The organism is Streptomyces sp. NPDC051576 (assembly GCF_040681835.1).
Lineage (GTDB): Bacteria > Actinomycetota > Actinomycetes > Streptomycetales > Streptomycetaceae > Streptomyces.
This window is the reverse complement of the sequence record NZ_JBFAZO010000001.1, coordinates 568,904-581,380: the sequence shown is the minus strand read 5'-3', so window position 1 is coordinate 581,380 and position 12,477 is coordinate 568,904. Positions and strand designations below refer to the sequence as shown.

At 70.2% G+C, this 12,477-nt stretch carries 11 protein-coding genes; 9 read left to right on the top strand and 2 right to left on the bottom strand.

Features of this window, described 5'->3' with window-relative positions; translation table 11 throughout:
* The first annotated feature begins 174 nt into the window (after window positions 1–174).
* The 5 genes from afsQ1 to AB0M63_RS02810 all read left to right on the top strand — a co-directional run bounded on the left by afsQ1 (window position 175) and on the right by AB0M63_RS02810 (window position 3,984).
* On the top strand, window positions 175–852 hold the full coding sequence (gene afsQ1, locus AB0M63_RS02830; RefSeq protein ID WP_355903678.1) for a two-component system response regulator AfsQ1: 678 nt from the start codon (window positions 175–177) through the stop codon (window positions 850–852).
* 17 nt (window positions 853–869) lie between these two features.
* On the top strand, window positions 870–2,426 hold the full coding sequence (locus AB0M63_RS02825; protein ID WP_355903675.1) for a HAMP domain-containing sensor histidine kinase: 1,557 nt from the start codon (window positions 870–872) through the stop codon (window positions 2,424–2,426).
* Complete coding sequence (locus AB0M63_RS02820; RefSeq protein WP_366018139.1) at window positions 2,423–3,025, top strand: hypothetical protein; 603 nt, start codon at window positions 2,423–2,425, stop codon at window positions 3,023–3,025. The genes AB0M63_RS02825 and AB0M63_RS02820 overlap by 4 nt, the downstream gene beginning before the upstream one ends.
* A gap of 110 nt (window positions 3,026–3,135) precedes the next feature.
* Complete coding sequence (locus tag AB0M63_RS02815; RefSeq protein ID WP_355903199.1) at window positions 3,136–3,687, top strand: VanZ family protein; 552 nt, start codon at window positions 3,136–3,138, stop codon at window positions 3,685–3,687.
* Between the two features lie 93 nt (window positions 3,688–3,780).
* Window positions 3,781–3,984 (top strand): PspC domain-containing protein, encoded by a 204-nt coding sequence (locus tag AB0M63_RS02810; RefSeq protein WP_019055767.1) that lies wholly within the window; start codon window positions 3,781–3,783, stop codon window positions 3,982–3,984.
* Between the two features lie 79 nt (window positions 3,985–4,063).
* Here AB0M63_RS02810 and AB0M63_RS02805 read toward each other — a convergent pair whose 3' ends face one another.
* Window positions 4,064–4,423, bottom strand: a complete 360-nt coding sequence (locus tag AB0M63_RS02805; protein ID WP_355903195.1) for an ATP-binding protein — start codon at window positions 4,421–4,423, stop codon at window positions 4,064–4,066.
* 140 nt (window positions 4,424–4,563) lie between these two features.
* Window positions 4,564–5,721 carry an adenosine deaminase gene (locus AB0M63_RS02800; protein ID WP_366018138.1) on the bottom strand — a complete coding sequence of 386 codons (1,158 nt, stop codon included), beginning with the start codon at window positions 5,719–5,721 and terminating at the stop codon, window positions 4,564–4,566.
* Window positions 5,722–5,834: 113 nt separating this feature from the next.
* Between AB0M63_RS02800 and AB0M63_RS02795 the strand changes: the two genes are divergently transcribed.
* The 4 genes from AB0M63_RS02795 (at window position 5,835) to AB0M63_RS02780 (ending at window position 12,454) form a co-directional block, all read left to right on the top strand.
* The gene (locus AB0M63_RS02795; protein ID WP_366018136.1) at window positions 5,835–6,599 is read left to right on the top strand and encodes a prolyl oligopeptidase family serine peptidase; all 765 of its coding nucleotides are present in this window, start codon (window positions 5,835–5,837) and stop codon (window positions 6,597–6,599) included.
* Between the two features lie 604 nt (window positions 6,600–7,203).
* Window positions 7,204–8,991, top strand: coding sequence for a fatty acyl-AMP ligase (locus AB0M63_RS02790; RefSeq protein WP_366018135.1), 1,788 nt, complete (start codon window positions 7,204–7,206; stop codon window positions 8,989–8,991).
* Complete coding sequence (locus AB0M63_RS02785) at window positions 8,991–10,721, top strand: acyl-CoA dehydrogenase (RefSeq protein WP_366018134.1); 1,731 nt, start codon at window positions 8,991–8,993, stop codon at window positions 10,719–10,721. Before AB0M63_RS02790 ends, AB0M63_RS02785 begins: the two co-directional genes overlap by 1 nt.
* Window positions 10,718–12,454: an acyl-CoA dehydrogenase gene (locus AB0M63_RS02780; protein WP_366018133.1), complete on the top strand. Its 1,737-nt coding sequence runs from the start codon at window positions 10,718–10,720 to the stop codon at window positions 12,452–12,454. The genes AB0M63_RS02785 and AB0M63_RS02780 overlap by 4 nt, the downstream gene beginning before the upstream one ends.
* Window positions 12,455–12,477 lie beyond the last annotated feature (23 nt).

Here is a 12,477-nt window from a genome sequence, read left to right as displayed (position 1 = left end):
GCACTTCATGGACGTGTCCCCCGACTGTCACAGACCTGTCACAGGGGTGGGTCTCTGCGGCTGCCCTCAGAATCCGGACAGTCCGGTCACAGAGAGCGGCGCTAGGGCATCGTCAGGGGCGCGTACCCGTACAGGTGTCGAAACCCCACCCCACCATGGGCCAGAATGAGCCCCGTGCCTTCCCTGTTGCTGATCGAGGACGACGACGCCATCCGGACGGCCCTGGAGCTCTCGCTGACGCGCCAGGGCCACCGGGTGGCCACCGCTGCCAGCGGCGAGGACGGTCTGAAGCTGTTGCGTGAGCAGCGGCCGGACCTGATCGTGCTGGATGTGATGCTGCCCGGCATCGACGGCTTCGAGGTGTGCCGGCGCATCCGGCGCACGGACCAGCTGCCGATCATTCTGCTGACCGCGCGCAGCGACGACATCGACATCGTGGTCGGGCTGGAGTCCGGCGCCGACGACTATGTGGTCAAGCCGATCCAGGGGCGGGTCCTTGACGCCCGGATCCGGGCCGTGCTGCGGCGCGGGGAGCGTGAGTCGACCGACGCGGCGAGCTTCGGCTCGCTCGTCATCGACCGCGCGGCCATGACCGTGACGAAGAACGGCGAGGACCTCCAACTCACGCCCACCGAGCTGCGGTTGCTGCTCGAACTGAGCCGGCGGCCCGGACAGGCCCTGTCCCGGCAGCAGTTGCTGCGCCTGGTGTGGGAACACGACTACCTCGGTGACTCGCGGCTGGTGGACGCCTGTGTCCAGCGGCTGCGCGCCAAGGTCGAGGACATCCCCTCCTCCCCCACCCTCATCCGTACCGTGCGCGGCGTCGGCTACCGCCTGGACTCGCCTCAGTGACCGACGCACCAGGGGGGATCCGCGGCTGGCGCCCGGGTCGTAAGGGAGTTCTGTGGCGGCTGCGGTTCACCAGCCTGCGCCTCAGGCTGGTCGTGGTGTTCGGGCTGGTCGCGCTGACCGCCGCCGTGTCCGCGTCCGGCATCGCCTACTGGCTCAACCGCGAGGCCGTCCTCACCCGCGCCCAGGACGCCGTGCTGCGCGACTTCCAGCAGGAGATGCAGAACCGCGCCGGCGCCCTGCCCGTCCACCCCACCCAGGACGAACTGCTGCGCACCGCGGGGCAGATGGCCAACAGCAGCCAGCGCTTCAGCGTGCTGCTGGTCGCCGAGGACGCGAACGACAAGACGGTCTACGGCAACTCGGGCGGCCTGAACGGCTTCTCGCTGGAGGACGTGCCCAAGTCGCTGCGTACGGCGGTGAACAAGCAGCAGTCGGTGACCGACGGCAACAAGGAGCCGTACCACCTGTACTGGCAGCGGGTCACCGAGCACGGCACGCCGTTCCTGGTGGCCGGGACGCGGATGATCGGCGGCGGTCCGACCGGCTACATGCTCAAGTCCCTTGAGCCGGAGGCGAAGGATCTCAACTCCCTCGCCTGGTCGCTGGGGATCGCCACGGGGCTCGCGCTGATCGGTTCCGCGCTGCTCGCGCAGGCCGCCGCGACGACCGTCCTCAAGCCCGTGCACCGGCTCGGCATCGCCGCGCGCCGGCTCGGCGAGGGCAAGCTCGACACCCGGCTCCGCGTGTCCGGGACCGATGAACTCGCCGAACTGTCACGGACGTTCAACCAGACCGCCGAGGCCCTGGAGAAACGGGTCGCCGACATGGCCGCCCGGGACGACGCCTCGCGCCGGTTCGTCGCCGACATGTCGCACGAGCTGCGCACCCCGCTGACCGCCATCACGGCAGTGGTGGAGGTGCTGGAGGAGGAACTCGACGCCGAGACCGGCAGCGTGGACCCGATGATCGAGCCCGCCGTACGGCTCGTCGTCAGCGAGACCAAGCGGCTCGGCGACCTCGTCGAGAACCTGATGGAGGTCACCCGCTTCGACGCGGGCACCGCCCGGCTCGTCCTGGACGACGTCGACCTCGCCGACCAGATCACCGCGTGCATCGACGCCCGTGCCTGGCTGGACGCCGTGGACCTGGACGCCGAGCGGGGCATCCACTCCCGGCTCGACCCGCGCCGCCTCGACGTCATCCTCGCCAACCTGATCGGCAACGCCCTCAAGCACGGCGGCTCGCCGGTGCGGGTGTCGGTGCGCCTTGAGGACGACCAACTCGTCATCGCGGTACGGGATCACGGCCCGGGCATCCCCGAGGACGTCCTGCCGCATGTCTTCGACCGCTTCTACAAGGCGAGCGCCTCCCGGCCCCGCTCCGAGGGCAGCGGCCTCGGCCTCTCCATCGCCCTGGAGAACGCGCACATCCACGGCGGCGGGATCACCGCCGCCAACTCCCCCGAGGGCGGCGCGGTGTTCACCCTGCGGCTGCCCAGGGACGCCTCCGCGCTCATGGAGGAGACCGACAAGGGCGAGGGCGAAGGGGACAGTTCGAAGGGGAACCCCTCATGACGGTACGCCGGTTGATGGCTCTGCCGCTGCTCGGCCTGCTGCTCACCGGGTGCGGGATCCGGCCCACCGAGGTGCCGACCGACTTCGGGCCCGCGCCCTCCCGGGTGCCCTGCACGCTCACCGAGCCCGACGTCTCGCCGCAGGCCGCGCACGGGGTGCCCGTGCAGGTGTTCCTGCTGTGCGGGTCGTCGCTGGTGACCGTCGACCGGGCCGTACAGGTGCCGGACGGCACGGCGGACGTGCAGCGGCGGGTGATCGTGGCGCAGGGGCTGCTGGACCAGCTCGCCGAGTCGCCGTCGGCGGGTGAGAAGGACGCCGGGTACACGACCGACGTGCGGGGCGGCATGACGGTCAGCGGGCCGCGCGCCAAGGACCCCAAGGACGCGCTGCGGCTGAGCAATTCACCGGCCGACCTCACGTCGTACGCGCTCGCCCAGATCGTCTGCACGTTCTCCGACTCGGCCGCGGCCGAGGGAGACGGCTCCGTGATCCTCGGCGGCCCGGACGCCACGCCCCTGCGCCGCTACGCGTGCACGGACGAGGTCCGCTCCGACCCGGGCACCAAGGCACCGCCTTCCAGCGAGGTGACGGGCGGCTGAAGGCGCCCCGGAGGTGAACGAGCCCAGAAAAGAGGGTGTGGCGGAAGCCTCACCATGGTGCTTGGCCGCCGCCCGGAACCGATCGTGCCGCAGGCCGCGTCTTGGGGGGCGTGCAGCGTCAAGGCTCCATCGGCGGCAATGCCGCGATTCGCATCCGTGTGACAGGGGGTGTCCTCCTCGTCGCACATCTCGTGCTCGTCGCCTGGGTCACGCTGCGCCCCAGGGACGTCCCCTGGGTGATGCCCCCCAATCTGCATCCGCTGGCCAGCATCCGGGCCGATCTGGCGATGGGCTGGCCGGAGGCGTCGAAGCGGATCGGTGAGGGCCTCGCGCTGCTGGCCCCGCTGGGCGTCCTGCTCCCGATGGTCAGCGGCAGACTCCATGTCTCCCCGCTCGCGTCCCTCGTCCGTACGGTCGCCGCGGGCGCCCTGATCTCCCTGGGCATCGAGCTGCTCCAGACCGGGGTGCCGGGCCAGGTAGTGGACATCGACTCGCTGCTCATGAACACCGTGGGCGTGGCCCTCGCACACGCCGCGATCGTCCCCGCCGCCCGCGCCTGGGTCCGCCACAGGGTAGAGGAGCCCCTCCCGTTGGCCGTCCTCCAGGAGGAAGCCACTCAGGGACGGACCCCGACGATTCCCAGGGTCGGCATCGCACCGTAGAGCGACGCCGGGCCCGCTCCGGGTCCGTAGCGTTGACGTCAGATGAGGCAGCCGCAGGGGAGGCCTCGGAGAGACGCTCACGAAGGAGCCATTATGGCCGCCATTGCCCGCCCCACCCAAGGCCGCATGATCGGCGGAGTGTGCGCAGCGCTGGCGCGGCGCTTCGGCACCTCCGCGACCACGATGCGGGTGATCTTCCTGCTCTCGTGCCTGCTGCCCGGCCCGCAGTTCCTGCTCTACATCGCGCTGTGGATCCTGTTCCCGTCCGAGGACAAGGTGCGCACCGAGGCCTGGTGAGGCTTAGGGCCGCGCGTACGCCGATGGGGCGCACCCCCCGACAAGGGGGTGCGCCCCATCGGCGCGTTCGGGGGTGGGTTCAGCCCAGCGGGATGCCGTTGACCGGCAGGCCGTGCGTGGGCAGGCCCGTCTGCGACAGCGGCAGGCCGCCCAGCAGTCCGGCGACGGGCGCGGTCGGGCCGTCGGAGAGGAGCTTCTCGGCGGCCGGCTGCACGGCGGACAGACCACCGGCGAGCGCGGGCTGCGCCTGGCTCAGCGCCTCGCCGGCACCCGGCAGCGCCTTGGTGACGTTCTCCGCGGGCAGCGTGTGGGTCACGGTGCCCAGCGCCTGGGTGGCGTCCGGGACCGCCGGAGCCGCGCTCGCGGCACCCGCGCCTACGGCGGCGAAGGCGGCACCGAGGGCGGCGACACCGAGGGTCTTGGCAGCAGACTGCTTCATGGTGAATGCGTCCTTGAATGGGATGACGGGGATGTGAGCGGTCCAAGACCGTAAACACGCGACGGCATCCGCCGCAAACATCGAAATGCGGACGGATTGTGAACACCCGTCCGCACCCCACGTATCCCCATCGGCCCTCTTCAGCCCTCTTCGGGCACAGAACCGCTGGTGGAAGCCGTCTGCCGGAACAGCCACTCGGATTTCAGTTCGGCATATCCGGGCTTGACCACGTCATTGATCATGGCGAGTCGTTCATCGAAAGGAATGAATGCTGACTTCATAGCATTGACGGAGAACCACTGCATGTCGTCGAGCGAATAACCGAACGCCTCGACAAGGTGCTCGAATTCGCTGCTCATGCTGGTGTGCGACATAAGACGGTTGTCGGTATTGACCGTCGCCCTGAAATGCAGCCGTCGCAGCAGTCCGATGGGGTGCTCGGCATAGGAGTCGGCGGCCCCGGTCTGGAGGTTGGAGCTGGGGCACAGCTCCAGCGGGATGCGCTTGTCCCGTACATAGGACGCGAGCCGGCCGAGCTTGACCGAGCCGTCGTCCTGGACCTGGATGTCGTCGATGATGCGCACCCCGTGGCCGAGCCGGTCGGCGCCGCACCACTGGAGGGCCTGCCAGATCGACGGCAGCCCGAAGGCCTCGCCCGCGTGGATGGTGAAGTGGTTGTTCTCCCGCTTCAGATACTCGAAGGCGTCGAGGTGCCGGGTGGGCGGGTAACCGGCCTCGGCGCCCGCGATGTCGAAGCCGACGACGCCCAAGTCGCGGTAGCGGTTGGCGAGTTCGGCGATCTCCAGGGCGCGGGCCGCGTGCCGCATCGCGGTGAGCAGGGCGCCGACGCGGATACGCCGGCCGTTCTCGCGGGCGAGCAACTCCCCTTGCCGGAAGCCCTCGTTGACGGCCTCGACGACCTCTTCGAGGCCGAGCCCGCCGTCGAGGTGCTGCTCGGGCGCGTACCGCACCTCGGCGTAGACGACACCGTCCTCGGCGAGGTCCTCGGCGCACTCGCGGGCGACCCGGATCAGCGCATCCCGGGTCTGCATCACGGCGACGGTGTGCGAGAAGGTCTCCAAGTACCGTTCCAGCGAACCGGAGTCGGCGGCCTCGGCGAACCACAGGCCGAGCTTGTCCGGGTCGGTCTCGGGGAGTCCGGTGTACCCGGCGTCGCGGGCGAGTTCGACGATCGTCCCCGGGCGGAGTCCGCCGTCGAGGTGGTCGTGCAGCAGAACCTTCGGCGCCCGGCGGATCTGGTCCGGCGTCGGGGTGTTCGGGGTGTTCTGGCTCGTCATTTCCGCACTCTAACTCCTACGCGCGTAGATCACCTGTTGTACGAATCCGTCGATACGTAACGGTGACCGCGCGGAAGGGTGGCGTACACGCTCGCTTCTGACACTGTTCTGTCATGGCACAGCAAGCGACGCCGGTTCGGACGGCCCGGCTGGGGAGGGCGCTCGGCCCCGAACCGACCTCGGTGAGCGGCGTGGTGCTGCTGCTCCCCGGCGGCGAGGAGACCTCCGGCCGCAGGCCCTCCCCCATGATGGCGACGGCCTCCGTACGGACGTTGGGACGTCGGCTGGCCCGCGCGGGCTCGGCCGACGGGCTCGCCACACATGTCGTCCACTACCGCTGCCGCGGCTGGAACGGCAGCGAGGCGTATCTCGCGCACGACGCCACCTGGGCGGTGGACGAGGTCGTACGACGCTACGGCGACGTCCCCGTGTGCCTCACCGGGATCGACATGGGCGGGCGCGCCGCACTGCGCGCCGCCGGGCACGAGGCCGTCAACTCCGTGGTGGCGCTGGCCCCTTGGCTGCCTGAGCAGGATGTGGCCGCGCCACCCGAACCGGTGAAACAGCTCGCGGGGCGGCGGGTGCTGATCGTGCACGGCACGAACGACGAACGGACCGATCCCGAACTGTCGTTCAGGCTGGCGGCGCGGGCGAAGAAGGCCAACCGGGACATCTGCCGGTTCGAAGTGCACTCCGACGGACACGGGTTGCACCAGCACCGGCATGAAGTGCACGCGCTGACCGAGGACTTCGTGATGGGGGCGTTGTTCGGGCGGGCGTTCGCGCGGCCGTTGGAGGACGCGTTTCAGGCTCCGCCGCCTTTGGGGTTGAGGATGCCGTTGGCTGCTGGGTTCGGGCGGTCGATTCGTCGGGGGTAAGGGTGCATCGCGGGGTGCGCGTTCGGCATGGCTGGTCGCGCCCGCGCGGCTGAGCCGCACATCGATACGGCGCCACACCCCTGCCCGGACGCGCCCGGGCGGCTGGAAAGCCGCCACCGGCAGTGCCACCACGTCGACATGGCGCCAGGTCCGCGCGGTCGGCAGGTGCTGAACCCGATCCGCGGCCCGCTCTTCCTCTGCGATCGCCGCCGCATCACCCGACGAGCACCATCCGGCCGCGCGGCACGAGGCACGAGGCACGGCGGGCGTGGTGTCCGACACGAAGCGACCGTGCTGGTCACAACCCTCGGCACGACCCTCGGCAAACGGCCGTGACCAGCGCTTTCGCAACGCACCCCCCGTGCAGAAACCTGCAGTGCAACAGTTTGAATCTTTCATTTCGTGACCTTTTCATGAAGGCTTCCGGCAAGCGCTTTCTGTGCACGAGTTCCTGACATCGGGGGGAGAGGGAATGCGGGCGAAAAGAAAAGGCACGTTCATGGGCCGGCCGACGTTTCGGAGGCCAATGCCTGTGGGCATCGCGAGCGACCCGGAATGGGACTCGATCTCAGCCTCCGACAGATTCGGGTGGTGACGGTACTCCATGTCTCGGAACCCGGCCGAGAGCCGAGGTCTCGGAGAACTGGTTCTCCGACACGCCCGCGCGACACCGGACAAGCCGGCCTTTGTTCTGGTCACCGATGTGAAGGCCGACGCATCGGACATCATGACCTACGGCGAGCTGGCGACACGGGCCTTACGGCGCCTGAGAGGGCTCACGGCGGAACCCGGACTGTCCCAGGGAGACCGGGTGGTGCTGGCACTGCCGACCGGACCGGAGTTCGTCGAGTTGTACGTCGCCTGTCTGATGGGCGGCCTCGTCGCCGTTCCGGTGCCCGTCCCCGGCAGTTCCCGCGATGCCGGACACCGGTTCGCCGGCATCGTGCGGGATTGCCGGGCAGGACTGGTGCTGACGACAGAGCAGGACCTCCGCGAGGTGAGGGCCGCCCTGGCGAAAACCGGACAGGAGCACCAGTGCAGGGCGATCATGCCGCTGCCGGAGGACGACACGGACCCGACCGCCCGCCCGGTCGTGGAGGACGGCGATGTCGCCGTCCTCCAATACACCTCGGGATCCATCAGCGATCCGAAGGGCGTGATGATCAGCCACGCCAACATCACGCGGAACGCCCGGGCTTTCGCCGACGCGCTCGGCCTGGGGCCGGCCGACCGCCTTGGCGGCTGGGCACCTCTCCACCATGACATGGGCCTGTTCCTGCTGCTCAGCACCTCGCTGACGCTGGGTGGCACATGCGTCCTGATGTCGCCGCTGTCCTTCCTGAAGCGTCCGAAGGACTGGCTCAGAATGGTCGACCGCCATCGGATCACGGTCACCGCCGCCCCGAGTTTCGCATTCGAACTGTGCCTGCGGACTTTCTCGGACGCCGATCTCGACAGCGTCGACCTGAATCGGCTCCGCTATGTGCTGAACGGTGCCGAACCCATTGTGGAATCCGTGATGAATGCTTTCATGGAACGTTTCCGACGGGCCGGGTTCAATCCCAGGGCCATGACACCCGGATACGGCCTCGCGGAATCCACTGTGTTCGTCACCTGTAAAGCGCCGGAGTCACTTCCGCAGGAATTCCGCGCAGATCCGGACGCATTCCAGCGGGGCGAGCTGAGGTCAGCCGAGAAGAACGGGACTCCCCTGGTCGGATGCGGGTTTCCCGGAGATCTTGAACTCCGCATCGCCGACCCGGAAACCGGTGAGGAGGTGGCTGCGCAGCGGATCGGAGAGATCTGGCTGCGCGGACCGAGCGTGGGGCTCGGGTACTGGAATCGTCCCGACGACACCGAGCACACGTTCCGCGCCGCGACCGCCGTTGCCGCGGACGGCTCCGACTGGCTGCGTACCGGCGACCTGGGTTCGGTGGTCGACGACGAGCTGTATGTGACCGGACGCCTCAAGGAACTCCTCATCGTGCGGGGACGGAACATCTATCCGCAGGACATCGAGGCCGAGGCGCGCGCCTCCCACCCCGCGCTCACCGGTCTCATCGGCTCCGCCTTCTCCGTACCGGACGCCACCGAGGAGCGGCCCGTCGTCGTGCACGAGGTGCATCCGCGCACCGCGGCGGAGGAGTTCCCGGCCGTCGCCGCGGCGGTGCGCGAGCGGCTCTTCTCCCGCCTGGGCCTGGCGCTGGGCGACATCGTCCTCGTGCGGCGGGGCTCCGTGCGCCGGACGACCAGCGGGAAGATCCAGCGGCTGGCGATGCGGGACAGGTTCCTGAGGGGCGAACTCGCCCGGCAGTACGCGGAGTCGGACACCGGAACGCCGGCGCCCGGCAGCTCTGCCGAACGGGCCATGGCTGACCTGGGGAACGCCTGATGACGGGTACGCCGATCACCGGGACCTCCGGCCGAAGCGACTATGACCTGGACCGTCGGCTGGCCCGAACTCTCTGCGCCGCCGGGCCGTTCACTCCGGCGCGTTCGGCACACGCCGACCGTGCCGAAGCCTTTCCACAGCAGTCCTGCGACGTACTCGACGGACTGGGACTCAGCGCCGGCTACGTCCCCGTCCCGTACGGCGGGACCTGGTCCGATCATGAGCGGCTGCTGCGCCAGGTCCGTGCGGTGGCGGCGAAGGACATGACCGTCGCCGTGGCCCACGTGAAGACGTTCCTGGGCGCCGCGCCGGTGTGGATTTCCGGCGACGGCACCCAGGCCGGTCGGCTTGCCGACGCGGTCCGGGCAGGCAGACCGGTCAGCTGGGCCCTGTCCGAGCCCGACCACGGCGCGGACCTGCTCGCCGGCGAGGTGACCGCCCGGCCGGTGCCGCGCGGCTACCGCCTGGACGGCGTCAAGTGGCTCATCAACAACGCCACGAGAAGCACCCACGTATGCGTGCTCGCACGTACGGGACCCGCCTCCGGCAGCCGCGCGCACAGCCTGTTCCTGGTGGACAAGTCGGCACTGGCGGAAGAGAGTTACGCGTACCTGCCGAAGTTCCGCACCGTCGGCATCCGCGGGGCGGACATCAGCGGCATCGCGTTCCACGACGCCGTTCTCCCCGTCGACGCCCTCGTCGGCCGGGAGGGGACCGGTGTGGAGACGGTGCTGCGCGCGCTGCAGCTCACCCGCACCGTTGCCACCGGCCTGTCGCTCGGTGCCGCCGAGCACGCGCTGCGCCTCGCCGTACGGTTCGCCGGCGAGCGGATCATCCAGAGCCGCCCCCTCATCGAGCGCCCCAACGTCCGCCGTACATTGACCCGCTGCCTCGCCGTGCTGTTGGCGTCCGAGGCAGCGTGCACTCTCGCCGCGCGCGGCGCACACGTACTGACCGGGGAGATGAGCGTCATCTCCGCGACCGTCAAGGCGTCCGTGCCCACGTGGACCGATTGGGTGATCAAGGAACTGGCCGAACTGCTGGGCGCGCGCTCGTTCCTGGACTCCACCTACGCCGACGGGATGTTCCAGAAGCTGCAGCGCGACCATCAGATCGTCGGCATCTTCGACGGCAGCACAGTCGTCAACCGGGCCGCCCTCATCGGCCAGTTCCCGCGCCTGGCGCGGGGCTACACGGAGGGTCGCGAGGACACGGCGGCCCTGGTCCTGGCGGCCTCGGCGGGAGGCGGCCTGCCGCCGCTGGACACCTCCCGGCTGGTGCTGTCGGCGCCGCACGGCTGCAGCGCGGTCCAAGCCCTGCCCCGTGTCGTGGCCGAGGAGGCCGCGGGAGTACCCGCCGTCGCCCGCCTCGGGCGGTGCGCGGACGAGTTGCACCTGCGGCTGGCCGATGTCGCCCCTGGCCCGTTCCCGCCCATGGCGGCATTCGAACTGGCCGAAGCGTACGAAGCGCTCTTCGCGGCTGCGGCATGCCTGCACCTGTGGCGGGCCGCCCGCCATGGCGACTCCGGCTGGTGGCTTGCCCTCACACTCGCCGAACTGCTGCCACGCCTCACCCGGAGCGGGTCCACGACGGACGTCGGCACGCCACCGGGCTCCGGAGCCGAGGCCGAACAGGCGGCGATGGACTGGCTGATCGGGACGGTCGCGGCGGATGCCCCGCTGTCGCTGCGGCATCTGCTGCTCACCGACGACGAAGGAGGACGGCCGTGACCGCCGCCCCACCACTCACCGGCGGGTCGGACATCTCCCCCGGCCGCTCGGCCGCCGCCCGGTTGGACAGCGTCCTCGGTGATCCGTGGGACGACGGCAACCCGTTCGGGTTCGCCGCCGTGCTGCGCGCCGACGAGCGCGCCGAGCGCAACGCGGCGGCCGAACGGACCCTCGACGCGTACGGACTGAACGCCGAGTTCGTGCCCGCCGGTCAGGGCGGCCGGTTCCGGGGCCTGGAGGAGTTCGTCGACGTCATGCGTACGGTATGGCGCCGCGATCCCTGCCTCGGCCTGGGATACGGCTTCAGCTCCTTCATCGCGGGAGTCAACGTCTGGGCCACCGGGAACACGGATCAGCAGGCCAGCACGGCACGTCTGCTGCTGCGCGGCGGGAGAGCGGCCTCCGTCTACCACGAGCTGGCCCACGGCAACGACTTCTCCAAGGCGGAGTTCTCCGCCCGTGCGAGCGATGGCGCATGGCTGCTGAACGGGCGGAAGGAGGTCATCACCAACATCGAGCGCGCCGACGCCCTGGTCCTCTTCGCGCGCACCGACGACGCCCCGGGCAGCCGCAGCCACTCGCAGTTCCTGGTGCCCAAGGAGGCCGTCACGGGAGGCCGCCTCGACCATCTGCCCCGCTTCACCAGTTCCGGCATGCGCGGCGTCCACCTCGGCGGTGTCGAGCTCACGGACTGCCGAGTCCCGCAGGGCTGTCTGCTCGGGTCCGAAGGACACGGCATCGAGACAGCGCTGCGCTCCTTCCAGCTCACCCGGGTCGCGCTGCCCGCCCAGTGCGTGGGAATCGTCGACACCGGGCTGCGGGCCGCACTGGCGGCCGGCCTCGACCGCCGGCTGTACGGGCGGAGAGTCGTGGACATCCCGCACGTACGGTCCGTTCTCGCCCGGGTCTTCGCCGATCTGCTGACGGCCGACGCGTTCTGCCGGGTCGTCTCCCGCCAGCTGAGCGTGTCCCCGGACGAGACGCCGGTGACCGCGTCGGCCGTGAAGTACCTGGTGTCACGGCTGCTCATCGACGCCATGGACGAGGTGCGCGGGGTCCTCGGGGCTCGGGCCTTTCTCCGTGAGGGGCCGTTCGGGATCTTTCAGAAGCTGGCCCGGGACCTCGCGCCCGCGGGCTTCGGCCATGCGTCCAGGGCGGCCTGCCAGGTGACGATCCTGCCGCACCTGCCGCGCCTGGCCCGCCGCGCCTGGTTCCGTGACGGACCCGCGCCCGACACGCTGTTTCACACTTCTCCCGACGTCGCACCGGTGGACTTCGCCGCGCTCATGCCCGGCGGCACGCGCAGCGACCACCTGAGTGGAACGCTCGTCGCCCTCGCCGAGGAACTCCCCGGCCTTCCCGGGCGGCTGGCGCGGCGCTTCGCCGCCGAACTGGCCGCGTTGCGCGAGGAGTGCCTCACGCTGCCGCCCACCGACCTGACCATCGATGCCTCGCCGCACGCCTATGCCCTGGCCGGCCGCTACGCCGCCGTCCTCGCGGCCGCCGCCTGTCTGGGCCGGTGGCGACAGGCACGGGACGACGGCGCTCCGTTCACGGGCGAGGAGGCATGGGTGTGCACCGCGCTGGACCGACTGGCCGCGAGACTCCCGGGCGGCGGACTGCTGACGGACGACGAGCGGGCCGAGGCGGAGCATGCCCTGTTCGAGCAGTTGCTCCGGCGCCAGGAGGAGAAGCGGCTCTTCGATCTGACCGCACGCCCGGTCCCGGGATGACTCCCACCGCTACCGCTACCGCT

Bases quoted from the DNA above. Each gene is read 5' to 3' on its own strand.
- AB0M63_RS02820 (WP_366018139.1), top strand. From the start codon at position 2,423: ATGACGGTACGCCGGTTGATGGCTCTGCCGCTGCTCGGCCTGCTGCTC.
- AB0M63_RS02810 (WP_019055767.1), top strand. From the start codon at position 3,781: ATGGCCGCCATTGCCCGCCCCACCCAAGGCCGCATGATCGGCGGAGTG.
- AB0M63_RS02805 (WP_355903195.1), bottom strand. From the start codon at position 4,423: ATGAAGCAGTCTGCTGCCAAGACCCTCGGTGTCGCCGCCCTCGGTGCC.
- AB0M63_RS02800 (WP_366018138.1), bottom strand. From the start codon at position 5,721: ATGACGAGCCAGAACACCCCGAACACCCCGACGCCGGACCAGATCCGC.
- AB0M63_RS02795 (WP_366018136.1), top strand. From the start codon at position 5,835: ATGGCACAGCAAGCGACGCCGGTTCGGACGGCCCGGCTGGGGAGGGCG.
- AB0M63_RS02790 (WP_366018135.1), top strand. From the start codon at position 7,204: ATGTCTCGGAACCCGGCCGAGAGCCGAGGTCTCGGAGAACTGGTTCTC.
- AB0M63_RS02785 (WP_366018134.1), top strand. From the start codon at position 8,991: ATGACGGGTACGCCGATCACCGGGACCTCCGGCCGAAGCGACTATGAC.